The sequence below is a fragment of the Schnuerera sp. xch1 genome, from assembly GCF_019931165.1.
Lineage (GTDB): Bacteria > Bacillota > Clostridia > Tissierellales > Tepidimicrobiaceae > JAIOUP01.
The window spans coordinates 13905-33199 of record NZ_JAIOUP010000003.1; the positions used below are offsets into that span (position 1 = coordinate 13905).

Here is a 19295-nt window from a genome sequence, read left to right on the forward strand (position 1 = left end):
CGAGTCTGTATAGTTTATTCATAATTGTAAAATAATAGTAGTGTATAGATTCTATCATATAAATAGGAAGGTGAAATACGTGAATGATAATATGACAACGGAGGAATTAAAGAATAATATATTACAATTTTTAAAGGAGCATAAGGAAGGTTCTCTAGGGACTTGTTTGAATGATATACCTAGAAGCAGTCCTGTACAATACTTTGTCGGTGAAGATTTAAATATTTATATAATCTCAGCCGGAGGAGAGAAGTTTAAAGCTATACAACAAAATCCTAATGTTTGTCTATTGGTGAATACAGACTATATCAATTATAGGCAGATAAAAGGGGTTCAAGTATTTGGGAGAGCTACTACTAGTTTAGATAATGCACATCTATTTGATGAAGCAAAAAGATATTATTCGGATCCTTACCAACTTGATCATGAAAAAAGAGAGATAAAGATAATAAAGATAGAGCCTGTGGAAATAGTATATTTAGACTCTCTAGGAGATGGGGATAGGACCAAACAGATATTAAGTAATGATAGAGTAAGAATAAAGGAAGATGAGAGATTGATTTATAGATAGAGATAAAAAAGAGACGTTTCATAACTAATTTATCAGTTACGAAACAGTCTCTTTTTTATAAGAATGACTGCACTTGATATTCAGTCATTTTTTCTTGAATCCAAGTATTAAATACTTGTGGTAATTTTTGTTGGAATATAGCATCTTTTACATCTTCTTTACTACTTTCATAATTAACTTCTTTTGCTTCTTTCTTATCTTCTACTTTAATAATATGATATCCATGTTCAGTCTTAACCGGATCACTGATTTCTCCAACTTTCATTGAGAATGCAGCTTTTTCAAATTCTGGTACCATTTGACCTTTCCCAAAGAATCCAAGATCACCGCCATTTTCACTGCTACTATCTGTAGAATATTCTTTTGCTAAGTCTTCAAATTTTTTTCCGTTAGAAAGTTTTTCTTTTACTTCCAGAGCTTTTTCTTCTGTGTCGACTAATATATGGCGAGCTTTTACTTGTTCTTGTTGGTTGAAAGAATCTTTGTTTTGCTTAAAGTAGTTTTTCATCTCTTCTTCAGTAATTTTGATTTCAGGCTCTAGCAATTTTTTACGATATAATTCTGTTTTTATATTGTCTTGCAAATCTTCTAGCGTAAGACCTGAATATTCAAGTGCCATATCAAAGGATTCTTTTCCTCCAAGACTCTCTATCATCGTATCTGTTTCTTTTTGAATTTCTTCATCTTTGATTACTATTTTTTGTTTTTTCGCTTCTAATTCAATAATTTTATTGGTTACTAATGTATTTACACCTTGCTGGCCATATTGTTTAACTAATAGATCATATAAGTCATCTTTAGTAATCTGTTCGCCACCTACAGAAGCGACTACGCTGTTATTTGAACCATTTTGTTTTTGATTCACCGCAATAGTAATTATTGTTGTAGCAATTAGTACTACAGCGATAACTAATGCGACTATCCTTTTCTTACTTAGTTGTCTAATCAATAGTCATTCACCTTTCTATTTAAAGTTGTTTTTTAAATTATATCATACTAAACTATATTTATTAACCCTTTATTTAAATTTGACAATTTCCCATAATTATTATAAAAATCTCTATTGATTAATATTTATCGTTGTTATTTTTGAAAATTTGTGTAAAGTATTAATACATAGAATATCTGAGAGTCTGTTGATATGAATGAAAAAGATGAATTTACAAAAGTGAAAATGGAGAAAAAGAAACGTACAGCTTTAATAGCCTATTATAAATAGGAAGGACGAAATTATTCAATAGGTAAAGGTCAATAAGAATGAACTTGGTAAACATTTCCTATATGGAACTAGTACAATAGCCACATTGATTACTGAGAAAGTCAAGATAAAGTTTGAAAACGTTCAGAAGCTAGATGTAGCTAAAGCAAGGGCATGGGAATGACAAAACACCAAAACACGAGAAAAGCTATTGGTATATAGCCAATAGCTAGATTTTTGACACAACCCTAACCGAGGTCAGGTTTGAACAATAAGCATATTTAAGTTATTATCTTGAAGTTAGAGTGTAAACTATGAGATTGCCATATATGAGAACTATACGTACGATAGTGTGGGAGGTCGGTTGTTTATTAATAGGCTTTTATTTATATATTATTTACTCTCCGTTACATTCTTAAGATTTTTCTTTAATTGAACGTCTGGTTCAGCAGGCATACGGAATAGAGGAATAAATCTATCCCATCCAGTTAAAGTTAATAACAAGATTGATACTATAGCAATAATAGAGATAAAGTTATACTTAATAATATCAAATGCTCCAAATTGATGTAATGGATATACTGCTGTTGCAATACCAACATAAAATCCAATATACACATGCCATGGTATAAGTTGGGAACCAAAAACAGCTAGTGCATCAGAAAATGTAGCATTTCTTAGACGAAGTGTATACATATCCTCCTCACTGGCCTCTATATTTTCCTCTGTTAAATTCCTGATTATTGGCCCAATAGTTACTATTTGGGCTAACTCATCTGCTAAAGCTGCGTTTCCTAATATAGATAAAACACCATTAGCAAACATTAATTGTCTAACATTTTTTGTCCATTTTGATATTAATTGTGACAATGGCTTAAAAGCTTGCATCCTAGACATTATTCCACCAAATGCATTAATCCATACCATCATAACTATAACCCATGAACCTGCGTCAGTAAATCCTGTATATATTAGGTCTAAGAATGCATGAGTTGATTCTACAGTTCCTGTAAACATACCAAATATATACGAAGCAAGGAGACCAGAGAATAAGCATGTCAAGGTTGGTAGTCCTTTTATAGCAAATCCTAGTACTATTATTAGTGGTAAAATCATGTAATATGGAACGCCTTCCTTTACTTGATTAAGTAAGTCTATTGCTGCAGGTCTCTCTGCAGCTAGATTAGTCCATACTTCCTCTGGAATTTGATTTATGGCTTCAGTTGCACTACCAACTTCACTAGGTAATCCCAAACTAAAAACAAAGAATAATATTGCTGCTAATATTAAACATAGAATAGACCATACACCTTGATGTCTAATTCTATGTATTACTTCAACATCTTGTATGCTTGAACTGATTACAGTAGTATCGGATATTAATCCAATATTGTCTCCGAAACAAGAACCACCAGCTATAGCTCCAATAGTGAGAATAATATCTCCACCTACTATATGGTTTAACCATAAGAAAATAGGTGCACAGGCTGCAAATGTACCCCAGGATGTGCCAGTTGCTACAGATAAAACTGCTGTTACAAAAAATGAAGTAACTGCGACTGTTTTACCAGTAATGCCAATACCTAATGCAATATTAATAATGGCTGCTCCTACTCCTGTTGACATGAATACTTCTGCCATGGCATATGCAAACATTAAAATAAAAATAACTAATGTGGTTCCTTTAACACTTTTTATAGCTGCATCAATAATTTCATTGAACGTAATCTTTTCAGTTAAATAAGCTATTATTGCAGCATAAATCGTTGCAATAGGAGCTATAACCACGATATCTAGTCCAAGATCTCCTATGTTACTACCCATCATAAGTCCTGCTAATAGGAAAATTGGGGACAGCTTTAATAATGTTATCATTTTTCCGCCTCCTTATTAATTCTTAGTATTTTATATTAACCTAAATAACGTTGGAATTATTTAGAATTGGATTTATTTAAAACTAATAATTCTATTTCTAACCTGCCAGTGCTAATCATTCCACTTTTCCTCTTTTACATTTTTTCATAATTTAATATCTCTATAATCGCGTATAAATACATAACCTCCTTTTTATAAATATAGTTTTTTATCTCGCGTATACTATAACTCTTCTTTTTGCAAGTTCTGTTATCATTTTTTCAAAGCGCTCTCCTACAAATATATTTTCAGGTTCTACAACTCCTCTCATTCCACCGTGATTATGAGCAATAATTATAGCTGCTATTGATGCTGGATAAGCTGTTGTTCTCTCCATAGAGGTGATTCCCATATCTTCATCACTATAATCTAATAATTCATATACTTTTTGAACATATTTTCCGTCTTTTAATCCTTTTCCTATTACATATAAATAAGTAAAATCTCTAACTCCAGGTATTTTTTTCATTAGTTTGTTAAGAATAACTTCTGAGGCATCTCTAGGGATTACTTCCATTCCATTTACATTTATTGGTTCCTTACTGAAGAATCCAGCATCGTTCAATATTTGCATTGTTTGATAATGCCCTGGATAACGTAGCGTGTATTCGGCTGCTTTTTTTACACCTTTTTCGACCATGGTCTTATTTAAACTATATAGACCATCTGTTTTTAAAGCATCGACCTCTCCATAACCAGGTATCAAGAATGTTTCAAAATTATCAAGAGCATCTTCAACTTCAGGTCTTCCATCTTGGATAACAGTTGGAGGAGTTAGATATAAATCCAATAATGCTTCAACATTGAATAAAATCATATAATCTAAAGGTGCCACACCTCTTTTAGTTGGAAGTCCGCCACAGTAAATAGCTGCTTCTTCTAGTTGATCAAATTCATAAGCTAACTGACCTACACATATATTTCCAAATCCAGGGACAATACCTAGTCCTGGCACTGCTAAAACGTTTGCCTTTTTCAATGCTTCATCAAATTTATAATGTTTCTCCCACATCCAATAATCAGTAAATACTGCCTTTTTGTCTTTTGTCTTTGCCAGTGCTTTGTAAAAGCTTTCTGTAATTTCCCAGGTATGAGGTAAACTATTGACAATTACATCTACTTTTGACATTAGAGCGACAGTTTCTTTTTCATTAAAAACATTAAATTTTTCTACTGAAAGTCTATTGTTTTGCATAAGACTTTTAGCTGTTTGTAGATTTTTATCATCAATATCTGCTATTATTACTTTGGAGTCTTTTTCGAATTGCAATATATCATATGCCACGATTCTTCCTTGGAGTCCACAACCTAGTACCAAATATTTCATATATATTTCCTCCTTGTACAATTAATATTGAATAAATCAGTGAATGAAATCACTGCCTATTCTTAATTTTTATATCTAATTATAATAAAGATCAATTCCTTTCTAAACACCAAAAATATCATTTGGCTTCTTATCTTAGCCAATTTTCCAGCACATGTTGGTCTGAACCTTAATGGTCATGTATAATATACTTAGACTTGGATTGAAAGAGCCGTTGAATTACTCAAAACTCAAAAAGTGTAAAAGGACTTTGATTTAAGACCTTTTGTTGTCATGGAATTTTATGAGCATTATTACAAAAATTTTTTCCATTCACTTTACGGATTTGGATATGAGGTCTCTATCACTAATTTTATCTCGCTCAAATTAGAGATTTCTCTGCTTTTTAAAGCCTAGAAAATTAGTTTTAGGAACTGTTATGCATAAGCTTATTTATATTATCTTCGCCATTCTTAGAGACAAGAATCCCTTTGAACTACGTATGCTTAAAGAACATACTAGGATATTAGAAACAAAGCATATTGCAACTTAGTAGTACTTGTGTTTGATGTTTAGTTTTCAAAGTTCATCTTGTTTATTTGACCAACTATTTCACGTTAACTTTCACTAGATAGTTTTGTCGTTATACTTCTTTTAAATTTTACATTGCAAGATAATTTAATAGCCTTTCACAATTATTTTTCAAAAAGACTTGATTTTTATTAGCTAGTCACTTACATGATTGCTGTGTTAGCCATTAGAATATAACTAACTAGCAAAGCAACACAATAAAATTATATCAGAATATTCAAAAATGTTCATTTATTACATATTCTATAAAAATTTACATTATCCTTCTTATTTATATATTTTTTTAAAAAATTTTTATATCATAAGGACTATGTTGTTTGACAATAATACCTTAAATATGATACGTTTACTAATAGCTGATGGTAAAAAACCAAAAGGAGAATCAAAATATGAATGAAAAAAAAGTATTAGCAACAATTAATGGAAAAGATATTACACAACAGGATGTATATGCTTTTCTAAATCAATTACCACCACAAACTGCAGCACAGTTTAATTCATCAGAAGGTATGAAAAGATTAACAAATGAACTTGTAAATCAAGAACTTCTTTATTTAGACGCAATTGAAAATGGATTAGATAAGGAAGAGGAATTTAAGGAACAATTAGAAAAAGTTAGAGGAAATGTATTGAAACAATATGCTATTAACAAATTAATGTCTGGAACAACAACTTCTGAAGAAGAGATGGAAGAATTCTATAATACTCAACAAGAAAACTTTAAGGTTCCAGAAAAGGTACGAGCAAGCCATATATTGATTGATGATGAAGAAAAGGCCAATAGTATACTTAGTGAAATAAATGATGGCTTATCTTTTGGAGAAGCAGCCAAAAAATATTCTACTTGCCCTTCAAAAGAAAATGGAGGAGACCTAGGAGAGTTTTCTAGAGGTAAAATGGTACCAGAATTTGAAAATGCTGCTTTTGATATGAAAGAAGGAGAAATAAGCGAACCTGTTAAATCTCAATTTGGGTATCATATAATAAAAGTAACTGGAAAGAAGGAACCAAGTATTAGTTCATTTGAAGAGGTAAAAGATCAAATTGAAAAACATCTAGTAGGACTAAAACAACAGGAAAAGTACTTAAATAAAACTAATGAGCTAAAGGACAAATATGAGGTAAAGACATATTTATAAAATTATGCATAATAGATTTAAAGACACCTAATAGCAGGTGTCTTTTTTTATAGACTTGAGTAAAATTCTACAACTAATTGATCTTCAATTTCAATTGGTACTTCTTCTCTTTCTGGCAATCTAATTAATTTACCTGAAAAACTTGATTCATCTTTTTCTAGATAAGGATATGCATTGGGAAAACTTGAAAGATAATTTTCTTCAAATAATTCCACGTTTCTTGATTTTTCCTTTAAAGAAATTGTATCTCCTATGTTTATTCTGTAAGATGGTATATTGATCTTTTTATCATTGACTCTAATATGGCCATGTACAACCATTTGTCTTGCTTGTCTTATAGAAGAAGCAAAACCTAGTCGATATACCAAATTATCCAATCTTGTTTCCAATATTTTAATTAAAGCGTGTCCAGTTAATTCACTTGAACTTTTAGCTTCCTGTACATATCCAGCAAATTGTTTTTCCATTACTCCATAATAAGCTTTTAACCTTTGTTTTTCAAGTAATTGTTGTCCATAATTTGATAGCCTTTTATCGGCTCTTGAAGTACCTTTTCTTGCTCTATTCATAGCCTTTGGATGACCACATATATTCAATCCTAATCTTCTACATTCTTTAAATCTAGGTTTCATTGTCTTTGCCAAAATTATCAACTCCATTTTATATTTTGCCGCGATAATTTTAAGCCAATAATAATATAGCATAAAATGATCAAAAAGTAAATGATAATTATTATCAATAAGAAGAAAGAAATGGATTATATTCCAATATAAATGAAGTTGAATAATATGTAATAAGTTATTTTATATTTATCGACCTATATGTTTTTATTAGACGATAAAGGGAATATATTGTATATAGCTTAGAAATTTGATTAGATATAAAATTTGTGGAGGTGGTAGCTTGATTTCCGAATTTTTAAAGGCGCATTTTATAAAGCAAAAGATGATGAGAACAGTAATTGTTTCTTTAATACCGTTGATTTTAACATCTATATATTTTTTTGGATGGAGATCTTTAATTCTTCTTATGGTAGTGACAATATTTGGGATTTCTACTGAATGGATTTATGAAAAAAAGCAAAATAAAAAAATATCAGAAGCAATATTGGTGACTTGTATACTTTACACATTGACTTTACCTGCTCGTACACCTTTCTGGATAGCGAGTATAGGTATTGTATTTGGAGTGTTCTTTGCTAAAGAGGTATTTGGTGGATTTGGGAGGAATCTATTTAATCCAGCATTGGTTGCAAGAGCTTTTGTATATATAAGTTTTCCCGAACCATTAACAGCTCAATGGTCTATACCTGCAGTTGGTTTTCCAGGAGGATTTGTAAAGTACCTAACAAAAAATATTGATGTATTATCGCAGTCTACTCCCATGTTAACATTTAGGGAAACAGGATTTATAGAACCTTTGGATAGCTTGTTACTAGGCAATGTAGCGGGTTCCTTAGGTGAGACTAGTGCTATTTTGATAATTATTGCGGGTATATATCTGCTCTATAAGAAGGTAGCTGCTTGGCAGACTATGACAGGGGTTATTGCTGGGTTTATGATAGCTAATACTGTCTTTTATATATTGGGAAGTTCTCAAATTCCAAATCCCATTTTTGGTATATTATCTGGTGGATTTCTTTTTGGAACGGTATTTATGGTAACAGATCCTATATCTTCACCTAAGACTAAAGGAGGGAAATGGATATATGGTATCCTTATAGGAATTGTTACAGTAATAATACGCGGATATGCATTGTTCGCAGGAGGTATGATGTTTTCTATATTGATTGGCAATACATTTGCACCGATTATTGATGAAGGAATTAAATATGTAAAGAAGATGAAAAAGGAAAAACGAGAAGAGGTGACAGCATGATAAATTCAAAGAATTCATTTGTATATACTATATTATTCATGATATTAATCACAGCATTTTTCACTTTTTTACTAGCTGGTCTAAATCATATGACTTCAGATGCGATAGCTCTAAATGAAGAGACAGATTTAAGAAGCACTATACTGTACGTATTTGATATAAATCCAAATTCTAATGATCCTAAGATAATAGAAGAGACCTTTGATAAATATGTAGAATCTAAGCAGATAGGAGATGAAACAATTTATTATATAGAAAAAAATGGTGAAATTATTGCCTATGCTTTCCCCGTAAATGGTGTAGCTCTATGGGGATCCATTCAAGCTTATGCGTCAGTATCTGCAGATTTTACAGAATTATTGGGAATTGATTTCATATCCCACAATGAAACTCCAGGATTAGGAGGAAGGATTACCGAAGAATGGTTTAAGGAACAGTTTAGGGGATTGGATCTGACCAAATCAGATAATGAAGAATATATTAAGTACCGACCTGCTCCCAATGGTAATGTTGATGCTATAACAGGTGCTACAATAACTTCAAATGCAGTAAGAGATATATTTAACGAGAATATACATGAATTTATCAATAAAGAGGGGGGAGAAATGTAATGACAGGGGATAGTACAAAGAAAATTTTTAATAAAGGAATATGGGAAGATAATCCAATAGTTAGGCAGATTATAGGAATATGTTCAGCTTTAGCGGTGACCAATTTAATGCTTAATTCATTGATAATGGGATTAGCATTGACATTTGTAACAGCCTTTTCTGAGTTAACAGTATCATTGATTAGAAAGTATATCCCTAAACATATTAGGATGATGGTTCAGGTGCTTATAATTTCGGTTTATGTAATAATTGTAGATTTGTTTTTAAAAGGTTATTATCCTGAAATGAGTAGAGCTTTAGGCCCATATGTAGGCCTTATAATAACAAATTGTATCATAATGGGGAGATGCGAAGGATATGCACAGAACAATCCTCCATTCAATTCTTTTTTAGATGGTATAGCTTCAGGAATCGGCTATACAATAATACTTCTTGCTATATCATTTGTTAGAGAGCTACTAGGGTTTGGGACTATATTTGGATTTCAAGTCTTAAGTGATTGGTGGACTAATTGGACTATAATGGTAATGCCACCATCTGCATTCTTTATACTGGGAGTGATAGTATGGTGGGCTAGAAGTAGATATGAGAAAGAAGAAAGAGAAAGGAGGAAAGCAACATCATGATAGAACTCAATCCTTTCATAATATTCATTGCAGCAATATTTACAAATAATATGATTTTTAGTTATTTTTTAGGGATGTGTTCATTTATTTCAGTTTCTAACGAAATACCTACATCTTTGGGATTAGGGCAAGCTGTTACTTTTGTTTTGACATTCACGACAATGCTAAATTATATTATATATCACAATATATTAGTGCCTTTAAATTTAGAGTACTTAAGATTTATAGTATTTATTGTAAGCATTGCAGCTTTTGTACAATTAGTTGAGATGATCATAGAAAGATATTTTTCAAACCTTTATTATACTCTTGGCATATTCTTGCCTTTGATTACTGTTAACTGTGCTATATTGGGTGTTTCCTTATTCATGGTAATTAGAAATTATACCTTCCTTCAATCCGTTGGATATGCTGTAGGATCAGGACTAGGTTGGACATTGGCAATAGTTGCTATGGCTGGTGCTAAGCAGAGAATTAAAAACAACAAACTCCCTAAAGGACTAGAAGGACCAGGCATAACATTAATAATAACAGGATTAATGGCCTTAGCATTTGTTGGATTTTCAGGTATAGTACAGATTCAATAGGAGGGATTATATGCAGACTATATTGACTACAACAGCAATTGTAACAGCTTTTACAGGAATACTAGCTTTTTTACTGACTCTTGCTAATAAGACCATAGCAAATTATGGAGAGTTAAAGATTACTATAAATGATGAAAAGGAACATATAGTGCAAGGTGGAAGTTCTCTACTATCGTCCTTAATAGATGAGAAGATTTTCATACCTTCTGCCTGCGGTGGAAAAGGAACTTGTGGTTATTGTAAGGTTAAGGTATTAGAAGGCGGAGGACCAATTCTACCAACAGAATTGCCTTGGCTTACAGAAGAAGAACTCGATGATAATATAAGACTTTCATGTCAATGTAAAGTAAAGGAAGATATGAAGATTGAAGTACCGGAGGAATTATTTAATGTTAAGGAATATGAAACTACAGTAGAATTGATAGAAGATATGACACCTGAGATAAAAAAATTGAGATTAAGATTAAATGAAGGTGAAGAGATCAACTTTAAACCTGGTCAATATATACAGCTTAAAGTACCAACGTATAAAGGTAATGATGAAGAAGTATTTAAAGCCTATTCCATTGCTTCATCACCTATGAATAAGAATTATATTGATCTATATATAGGATATACTGGAGGCATAGCAACTACTTATATTCATAAATTTCTTAAAGAAGGTAATAGGGTTAAAATAAATGGGCCTTATGGGGACTTTTATTATCATGGGGAAACCAATAGAGAAATGATATTAATAGCAGTAGCTACGGGGATAGCTCCTATACTTTCAATTCTTCGTCACATAAAGGAGAATAATATAAAGAGAAAAGTTACCTTTTATTTTGGAGCTAAAACACCAGATGATCTGTTTGAATTGGATTTAATAAAGAATTTAGAAGAAGAACTATATGATTTTAGATTCATATCAACCCTATCTAGAGTAAAGGAAGAACATAACTGGACAGGAGAAGAAGGCAGAGTTAATGTTGCCTTAGAAAAGTATATACAAGGTGCAGGCAACAAGGAAGCATATCTATGTGGAAGCCCACCCATGATAGATTCTGTAATTAAGGTTTTAACTGAAAAGGGTTTTACAGAAGATGTAATTTATTATGATAAGTTTTGATAAGACAGGGCATTATTATCTAATGCCCTAATCAATTTTACCCCTTTAAATATTTCATTTATGATTAAACATTAATAGCCAAACGTATACTAAATATGATAATATTCAATTATAACCAATAAGATAAAGAGGTGTATATATGATTAATCTTGGAGAAATGCAAAAATTAGAGGTAAAAAGGGAGGCGTCTATAGGGGTATTTTTAAATACTAAGGAGGAAAATAGAAGAGGCGGAGAAGATGTATTATTGCCTAAAAAGGAAGTACCAGAAGGTACAAAAATAGGAGATACATTAGAAGTATTTATTTATAAAGATTCTGAAGATAGGTTGATTGCAACTACAAAAAAAACAAAGGTAACCCTAGGAGAAATAGGACTTTTAAGGGTAGTAGATATAACAAGAATAGGAGCATTTTTGGATTGGGGATTGGAAAAGGATTTGTTTTTACCTTTTAAGGAACAAACAATGAGATTAGAAAAAGGAAAAGAGTATTTAATAGGACTTTACATAGATAAAAGTGACAGGCTATGTGCTACAATGAAGATAAGAGATTTTCTAAGAACTGATTCCCCATATAAAAGGAATGATTGGGTAAAAGGCATTATATATAGTATAAATGATGAAATAGGAGCTTTTGTTGCAGTAGATAATAAATATGAAGGATTGATACCAAAGAAAGAGCTAATTGGAGTCTATGAACCCGGAGAGGAAGTTGATTTAAGGATAATAAAAGTAAAAGAAGATGGGAAGTTAGATCTTAGTTTAAGAGATAAGGCCTATCTACAAATAGATAAAGACGCTGAAATAATTCTAAAAAAGCTTAAGGAAAATGGAGGCATGCTCGTATTAAATGATCATAGTTCTCCTAAAAGGATAAGAAGAGAATTAAATATGAGTAAATCAGCATTCAAAAAGGCAGTAGGAAGGCTTCTAAAAGAAAGAAAAATTAAGTTCATTGAAGGGGGCATAAAATTATCATGAAACTATACTAGTCCTATGGAATATATTATTATAACTATATCTATAGGGGTGGTTAGATGAAACATGTAACTATTATGGAATATGGTGATAGCTCTACTATAGAGGAAAAGGTTGATGAATGGATTTTAGAGAATGAAGATTCAGTACTAGAGATAATAGACATTGAATATATTGAGAATGGAAATACGTATTTAGCAACAATTACTTATGAAGAAAGAGAATAAAAAACATATTAATTTTGCATAAGTAGTGGAAAGTATATTTCTATTAGGTGTATAATACTAAAGAAAATATAATATTAAATACTTAGGGAGTGTTAACATGATAAAAACAATAAAGGTTAATCTAGATGTAGTGGAAGCAATGCTATACTACTGGCAAGCAACTAGTGAAAAGGGAAAAGTAGGCGAACAATATATAATGAGTATAGCTGATTTTAAAGAAATGAAATATGCATACGGAGAAGATTTTGATAAGGATTCTGTGAGAAAGGTACTCAGTGCTATTTCTAATAGGGAAATGTTGAATAGTGGAAGCAAAAAGGAAAGAAAGTTTTGGAATAATAATATGTGGATGCTAGAGGATATGGAATTTACAAACATGATGATACATCCGTTAAAGGTTCTAAATTTAGGAAATCTTGTTGATAAGTTAAATAAAGCAAATAGTGATATTGAGTATGAAAAATTAGAAGTAATATTCATACCAGAACATGTAGATGAATATATTATTAATGATAATAAGTTAATTATAAATTTTTTCAGAGTTATGCCAAGTCTATATGAAGAAGGCAAAACAACAATAGGAGATAAGGATTTGAATGAATATATAGAAGAAAAATTAATGGAATTAATCAATAGATAGACATGAACCTCTTACTTTGCTATTTGAGTAAGAGGTTTTTCATTAAGTTTTTTTGTGATAGAATGAATAAGAGAATATAAGGAGGTTGAATAATGAGTATATCTATAAGATTACAAGATATGTTGAAGAATATTAGAAAAAGTTTTGAAAGATTTCCTGTAACTATTGCTATATCATCATCTTTAGTCATTATGCTAATTATACTTTCAGAGAAAGGACCAACACTTTCATCGAATGTAAGAGAAATTATTGAAAGAGTGTGTATGATTATTGCACTTGGAATACCTCTTTCTGTATGTCTTAAATTGATATTTGAAAGAAAGAAAATTACCAATAGGGTTCATAGGATAATTGGATACATAATAGGAGCAATTATATTAATATTGTATTATTTTATTTTGCTAAACGAATTTAATCTGATAAATAATGTAAGATACATAGGAGTTTCGATCTTTTTATATCTAGCATTTTCCTATATACCATGGATTAATAAAAAGGAAGGATATGAGCATTATATAATCGAATTATTATCAAGCTTTTTTCTTACAATAATATATTCCTTTGTGCTTTTTCTAGGTATATCGGCTATATTTTTTACCATCGATCAGTTATTTAATGCAAATATAACTGGAAAGTATTTTTATTATACATTTTTAGTAATAGCAGGAGTATTTGCAATTTCATTGTTTTTAGCACGAATACCTGAGATAGATAAAGACTTTTATGAGAAAAAGTACCCTAAAGCACTAAAAGTATTGTTACTATATATTGTGATTCCATTGATTACAGTGTATTCTATTATCTTATATGTTTACTTTTTTAGAATTATTATTACAAGAAATTGGCCTCAAGGGTTAGTTTCTCATTTAGTATTGTGGTATTCAGTTGTAAGTATTATAGTAATTTTCTTTTTAACACCTATATTGGATAGTAATAAATGGGCAAATAGATTTAAGTCTTTATTTCCGAAGTTCATAATTCCGATTTTAATAATGATGTTTGTAGCCATAGGGATCAGGATTAATGCTTATGGTATAACGGAAAACAGATATTTTGGATTGATATTGGGAATATGGGTTCTAGGGATAATGATCTATTTTTCATTTAAGAAGAATTTAAAAAATATTATAATTCCTACATCCTTATCTATTATTGCATTAGTATCTGTATTTGGGCCATTAAGTAGTTTTTCTATATCTAAATTCAGTCAAAACAACAGGCTTGAATCTATTTTAGTAGAAAATGAAATGTTAGAGGATAATGAAATAGTAGCATCTAAAGGTAGTATTGACCAAGAGGACAAAGAGGAAATTAGCATGATTCTTAACTATTTTGAAAATAATCATTCATTGGAAGATGTAAAATATATTCCAAATGATTTCAAAATTGATGATATGGAAGAAGTTTTTGGATTTCCTTATACAGAGAAAAATATGTATGCAAATAATTATTTCTACTATTATGTTGAACCTAGAGCAAAATCAGTTGTAGATGTGAATGAATATGATTATTTTATTGATGGATTTGGTTTGAACGAGGGTTCTATTAAAATTGATGATTTAAATATTTCATATAATAATAATGATAATACGGTTATAATAAAAGAAACTAATGAAATTTTGCATGAAGTCAGTATAGGAACCTATGTTGATAACATACTAGATAATATCAATGAAGAAGCTAATAATAGAAATCTACTCAATCCAGAAGATACTATTTTTATCAATGAAAATGATAAAGTAAGGGTTAAAATAATAATAAATGGTTTTTCTGGACGAAGAGACTATAATGCTAATAAGAATTTAATAAAAAGTATAGAATACTATATGTTGATTGAAATTAAATAGCTAGAAATTAGTGACTATTGATTATTTTTCATATAAGGTGATTAAAAAAAGAAATTATAGAATGTATAAAATTAATATAATTAAATAATTACAAGAGGTGATTTAATGAATAAAGTAATTAAGTCAGTTGTATTATTAATTGTTATATTTTCAATGATAAGTATAGTAGGTTGTAGTCAAAGTGACAATGAAAAGAGTGATACTGACACAAATTATATAGAAGAAGAATATAATCTAGAAACTTCAGCAGGAACCATATTTGGCACATTGATGATGCCTGAAGATCTAGAATCGTCAACAGTAGCTGTAATAATAGCAGGTTCAGGTCCAACTGATAGAGATGGAAATAATCCAACTATATCAGGGAAGAATGATAGTCTAAAGATGATAGCAGAAGCTTTAGCCAATGAAGGAATATCTTCAGTAAGATATGATAAAAGAGGAATAGGGGAAAGTGCAGCTTTAGTTGAAAAAGAAGAGGATCTTATATTTGAAGACTATATTAATGATGTAGTAGATTGGGTAGATAGATTAAAAGAAGATACTAGGTTTGATAAGGTAGTAATAATAGGGCATAGTGAAGGGGCACTAATTGGAGCTACTGCTGCATATAGTTCTGATGTAGATGGATTTGTATCAATAGCAGGAATGGGATACTCCGCTTATGATACATTGGCAAGACAATTAAAGGAACAGTCAGAAGAAGTTTATCAAATAAGTGAACCAATAATTGAAGAATTGAAACAGGGAAATTTAGTAGATGATGTACCTGAAGGTCTTCATTCATTATTCAGACCGAGTGTTCAACCCTATATGATATCGTGGTTTAAATATAATCCAGTAGAGGAAATATCAAAAATTGAAAAACCAATACTGATAATACAAGGAGATAACGATATACAGATTACAATAGAAGATGCTGAACTATTAAATCAGGGAAATCCTGATGCTGAATTGGTAATTTTAAGAGGGATGAATCATATATTAAAGGATGCACCAGAAGATAGAGAAGAAAACTTAGCCACTTATAGTGACCCAGAGTTACCTTTAAATCAACAGCTAATAGAGGAATTAACCACATTTATTAACGAACTATAAATATAAGGAGATGATAAAAGTGACTAAAGAGATAGTATTAGCAGGAGGATGCTTTTGGGGAGTAGAAGAATACATGTCTAGAATAGATGGAGTAGTGGAAACGAAAGTGGGATATGCCAATGGCAATACAGAAAATCCTACCTATGAAGAAGTATGCACAAATACAACTGGCCATGCTGAAGCTTGTTATATAAAATTTGATGAAAATGTGATTTCATTAGAAAAACTTCTCAATAGATTTTGGAAGATAATTGATCCAACTATAGCAAACAGACAAGGACCAGATGTAGGAAGTCAATATAGAACTGGAATATTCTATATGAGTGAAGATGATTTACCCATCATAATGAAAACTTTCAATGAGCAGAAGAAAAAGTACGATAAACCAATAGTCACAGAAGTAGAACCTCTTAAGGTATTCTACGATGCAGAAGAATATCACCAAGATTATCTGAAGAAAAATCCAGGGGGGTACTGCCATATAAATTTAGATGTTTAATTCAGATAATTTACAATTAACGTAGAGAGAAAGGTTGGCTGCTATACCAACCTTTAGAAGCTCTTCTTATCTTCTTATTTTGTATAATTTATTTATTAAATTATAGATTGTATTTATTGATGAAACAACTTCATCAATTATTCTTATAATCGTTCTATCTTGAAATTGTAAATGATATAATTCCTATGTTATGAAAATTAAAGGAGGAATTATAGTGGGCGATTATAGAGAAATGTGGAAGAATTTAAATATGGATTTAGAAAAACATGATATTCTTTGTGAAGCTTTACCAGAGTCTTTTGGAGACATATATTTAACTCAAAAAAATAGACCAGATGCTATGAACTACTTCAACTACACACTTGCTGAAATTCATGGTGCTAGAATAGAGGAAATTAAACATGAAAAAGACAATGGTAAAAAGGTAGTAGGAACTTTCTGTGTGTTCGTACCTGATGAAGTAATATATGCTACAGATGCAATAAGCGTTGGGCTTTGCTCAGGAAGCCAATTTTGGATAGAAGATGGCGAAAAAGTATTACCTAGAAATTTATGTCCATTAGTTAAAGCTTTTGTAGGTGCTAAAACAAGCCGTACATGTCCATATTTTCAATCATGTGACATGATAGTAGGTGAGACAACCTGTGATGGAAAGAAAAAGGCTTATGAAATAGTTGAAGAATATATGCCAGTTCATGTGATGGAACTTCCTCAAATGAAAAGAGAGAAAAATTTTGTTGAGTGGCAAGATGAAATAAAGATATTCATAAAACGGATGGAAGAACTTACAGGAAATAAAGTGACAGTAGAAAATTTAAAAAAAGGCATTGATTTAAGCAATAGAAAGAGGAGAGCATTAAAGAGACTTTATGATTTGAGGAAAAACATTCCCTCTCCAATAAGCGGTTTAGATGCATTATTAGTAAGTCAAGTTGCCTTTATGGATGATCCAGAAAGATTTATTGAAAACACAAACAAGCTATGCGATGAATTAGAAAAGAGAGTTAATGATTTAAAAGCAAGTGGAAAGAAGAGAATAATGATAACTGGAACTCCTATGGCTATTCCAAATTGGAAACTTCATTCAATAGTAGAAGGTTTAGATGCAGAAGTCGTGGTAGAGGAAACTTGCACAGGAACTAGATATTTTGAAAATGAAGTACCTGATGAAGGTGATACAATTGATGACCTTGTAAAAAATATGGCAGAAAGATATATGAATATAAATTGTGCATGCTTTACACCAAATGAAGGTAGAATGGATGACATCGTAAAATATGCAGAAGAATATGATATTGATGGAGTAATATACTACAACCTATCATTTTGTCATACCTATGCGATAGAATATAAAAAGGTTGAGAAAGCTCTTAAAGAAAAGAATATACCACTATTAAATATAGATACTGACTATTCAGAAGAAGATACAGGACAGATAAAAACTAGAGTAGAGGCATTCATGGAGATGATTTAATTGGAAAAGAACTACATACTTTTTCCAAATTATAGTCAAGGTTTAAAATTAGAATCTTTTTTAAATGACAATAATATTAAATATGTTATATCACCAACTCCTAGGAAACTTTCAACTTGTTGTGGAATTTCTATTATGTACAATAAGAAAGACGAGGATGATATAAAAGCAATTATAAAGAATAATTCCGTAGAAATTAAAGGCTTATACACGTTAGAATAGAAACAAAGGATGCGATAAAATGTATTATGTTGGGATAGATATAGGTTCGACGGCTTCAAAAGTTTCTGCTTTTGATGAAAATGACCTGATGCTTAATATGGTTATGCCAACTGGTTGGAGTAGTGTTGATACTTCAAATAATATAAAAGGGAGACTTAGAGAAAAAGGTATAGATGTTGAAAAAGCTAAAGTAGTAGCTACAGGTTATGGACGAGTTTCTGTTCCTTATGCACATAAAACCATAACAGAGATCACTTGCCATGGAAAAGGAGTATTTTACTTAACAAACAAAGATTTAGTAACAATAGTTGATATAGGAGGACAGGATACGAAGATAATAACTATTGAAGATGGAAATGTTACCAATTTTATAATGAATGATAAATGCGCAGCTGGTACAGGAAGGTTTCTTGAATTAATGGCAAATACATTAGGTGTTTCTTTAAATGAAATGACTGAAATGGCCTTAAACGGGAAAAACATTAAAATAACCAGTATGTGTACAGTATTTGCTGAATCAGAGGTTATAAGTCTCATAGGAAGTGGAGCTAAAAGAGAGGACATTGCACGGGGCGTGATAAATTCCATAATTGGTAGAATTAAAAATCTACTTAATAAGCATGGAATTAAAGGTAATATATATTTAACTGGTGGCCTCTGTGAATTAAAACATTTTACACAGCTTTTATGTGAGAATCTCAATAAAGAGATAAGTACTGATCCCCTTGCAAGATATGCTGGCTCTATAGGAGGGGCACTTATGGCCAAGAATATTTAATT

The 19295-nt window shown here is 30.8% G+C and carries 20 protein-coding genes and 1 pseudogene; 17 read left to right on the forward strand and 4 right to left on the reverse strand.

Annotation, left to right across the window (positions count from 1 at the left end; genetic code table 11):
* Window positions 1–79 precede the first annotated feature (79 nt).
* Window positions 80–571: a pyridoxamine 5'-phosphate oxidase family protein gene (locus K8M07_RS04030; RefSeq protein ID WP_223376610.1), complete on the forward strand. Its 492-nt coding sequence runs from the start codon at window positions 80–82 to the stop codon at window positions 569–571.
* Window positions 572–626: 55 nt separating this feature from the next.
* Here the strand turns inward: K8M07_RS04030 and K8M07_RS04035 are convergent, their stop codons facing one another.
* From K8M07_RS04035 to K8M07_RS04045, 3 genes are all read right to left on the reverse strand, one after another.
* On the reverse strand, window positions 627–1520 hold the full coding sequence (locus K8M07_RS04035; protein ID WP_223376611.1) for a peptidylprolyl isomerase: 894 nt from the start codon (window positions 1518–1520) through the stop codon (window positions 627–629).
* A 642-nt stretch (window positions 1521–2162) separates the two neighbouring features.
* Window positions 2163–3644 (reverse strand): Na+/H+ antiporter NhaC family protein, encoded by a 1482-nt coding sequence (locus K8M07_RS04040; protein WP_223376612.1) that lies wholly within the window; start codon window positions 3642–3644, stop codon window positions 2163–2165.
* A gap of 208 nt (window positions 3645–3852) precedes the next feature.
* Entirely contained in the window at window positions 3853–5010 is a 1158-nt protein-coding gene (locus tag K8M07_RS04045; RefSeq protein ID WP_223376613.1) for a saccharopine dehydrogenase family protein, read from the reverse strand.
* Between the two features lie 195 nt (window positions 5011–5205).
* Here K8M07_RS04045 and K8M07_RS12825 point away from each other — a divergent pair.
* A pseudogene (locus K8M07_RS12825) lies at window positions 5206–5361 on the forward strand (IS110 family transposase); the annotation flags it as partial.
* Between the two features lie 608 nt (window positions 5362–5969).
* Window positions 5970–6719 (forward strand): peptidylprolyl isomerase, encoded by a 750-nt coding sequence (locus K8M07_RS04050; protein WP_223376614.1) that lies wholly within the window; start codon window positions 5970–5972, stop codon window positions 6717–6719.
* Between the two features lie 47 nt (window positions 6720–6766).
* On the opposite strand, the gene rpsD is transcribed toward K8M07_RS04050, so the two are convergent.
* Complete coding sequence (gene rpsD, locus K8M07_RS04055) at window positions 6767–7363, reverse strand: 30S ribosomal protein S4 (protein ID WP_223376615.1); 597 nt, start codon at window positions 7361–7363, stop codon at window positions 6767–6769.
* Window positions 7364–7622: 259 nt separating this feature from the next.
* On the opposite strand from rpsD, the gene K8M07_RS04060 reads away from it, so the two are divergent.
* The 14 genes from K8M07_RS04060 to K8M07_RS04125 all read left to right on the forward strand — a co-directional run bounded on the left by K8M07_RS04060 (window position 7623) and on the right by K8M07_RS04125 (window position 19293).
* The gene (locus K8M07_RS04060) at window positions 7623–8597 is read left to right on the forward strand and encodes an RnfABCDGE type electron transport complex subunit D (RefSeq protein ID WP_223376616.1); all 975 of its coding nucleotides are present in this window, start codon (window positions 7623–7625) and stop codon (window positions 8595–8597) included.
* Window positions 8594–9208 carry an FMN-binding protein gene (locus tag K8M07_RS04065; RefSeq protein ID WP_223376617.1) on the forward strand — a complete coding sequence of 205 codons (615 nt, stop codon included), beginning with the start codon at window positions 8594–8596 and terminating at the stop codon, window positions 9206–9208. The genes K8M07_RS04060 and K8M07_RS04065 overlap by 4 nt, the downstream gene beginning before the upstream one ends.
* A complete protein-coding gene (locus K8M07_RS04070) occupies window positions 9208–9834 on the forward strand; it encodes an NADH:ubiquinone reductase (Na(+)-transporting) subunit D (RefSeq protein WP_223376618.1) in 627 nt (208 codons plus the stop codon). The genes K8M07_RS04065 and K8M07_RS04070 overlap by 1 nt, the downstream gene beginning before the upstream one ends.
* On the forward strand, window positions 9831–10421 hold the full coding sequence (locus K8M07_RS04075) for an NADH:ubiquinone reductase (Na(+)-transporting) subunit E (RefSeq protein WP_223376619.1): 591 nt from the start codon (window positions 9831–9833) through the stop codon (window positions 10419–10421). The genes K8M07_RS04070 and K8M07_RS04075 overlap by 4 nt, the downstream gene beginning before the upstream one ends.
* Before the next feature lie 10 nt (window positions 10422–10431).
* Window positions 10432–11529, forward strand: a complete 1098-nt coding sequence (locus K8M07_RS04080; RefSeq protein ID WP_223376620.1) for an NADH:ubiquinone reductase (Na(+)-transporting) subunit F — start codon at window positions 10432–10434, stop codon at window positions 11527–11529.
* 139 nt (window positions 11530–11668) lie between these two features.
* Window positions 11669–12511 carry a S1 RNA-binding domain-containing protein gene (locus tag K8M07_RS04085; RefSeq protein WP_223376621.1) on the forward strand — a complete coding sequence of 281 codons (843 nt, stop codon included), beginning with the start codon at window positions 11669–11671 and terminating at the stop codon, window positions 12509–12511.
* Between the two features lie 56 nt (window positions 12512–12567).
* Window positions 12568–12735: a hypothetical protein gene (locus K8M07_RS04090; RefSeq protein ID WP_223376622.1), complete on the forward strand. Its 168-nt coding sequence runs from the start codon at window positions 12568–12570 to the stop codon at window positions 12733–12735.
* A gap of 97 nt (window positions 12736–12832) precedes the next feature.
* A complete protein-coding gene (locus K8M07_RS04095; protein WP_223376623.1) occupies window positions 12833–13375 on the forward strand; it encodes a hypothetical protein in 543 nt (180 codons plus the stop codon).
* 92 nt (window positions 13376–13467) lie between these two features.
* Window positions 13468–15222, forward strand: coding sequence for a DUF4153 domain-containing protein (locus K8M07_RS04100; protein WP_223376624.1), 1755 nt, complete (start codon window positions 13468–13470; stop codon window positions 15220–15222).
* Between the two features lie 105 nt (window positions 15223–15327).
* On the forward strand, window positions 15328–16320 hold the full coding sequence (locus tag K8M07_RS04105) for an alpha/beta hydrolase (RefSeq protein ID WP_223376625.1): 993 nt from the start codon (window positions 15328–15330) through the stop codon (window positions 16318–16320).
* 10 nt (window positions 16321–16330) lie between these two features.
* Complete coding sequence (msrA, locus tag K8M07_RS04110) at window positions 16331–16819, forward strand: peptide-methionine (S)-S-oxide reductase MsrA (RefSeq protein ID WP_263282448.1); 489 nt, start codon at window positions 16331–16333, stop codon at window positions 16817–16819.
* A gap of 214 nt (window positions 16820–17033) precedes the next feature.
* Window positions 17034–18293 carry a double-cubane-cluster-containing anaerobic reductase gene (locus tag K8M07_RS04115; RefSeq protein WP_223376627.1) on the forward strand — a complete coding sequence of 420 codons (1260 nt, stop codon included), beginning with the start codon at window positions 17034–17036 and terminating at the stop codon, window positions 18291–18293.
* Window positions 18294–18515 (forward strand): DUF3343 domain-containing protein, encoded by a 222-nt coding sequence (locus tag K8M07_RS04120; RefSeq protein WP_223376628.1) that lies wholly within the window; start codon window positions 18294–18296, stop codon window positions 18513–18515.
* Window positions 18516–18534: 19 nt separating this feature from the next.
* Window positions 18535–19293, forward strand: coding sequence for an acyl-CoA dehydratase activase (locus K8M07_RS04125; RefSeq protein WP_223376629.1), 759 nt, complete (start codon window positions 18535–18537; stop codon window positions 19291–19293).
* Window positions 19294–19295: the final 2 nt, after the last annotated feature.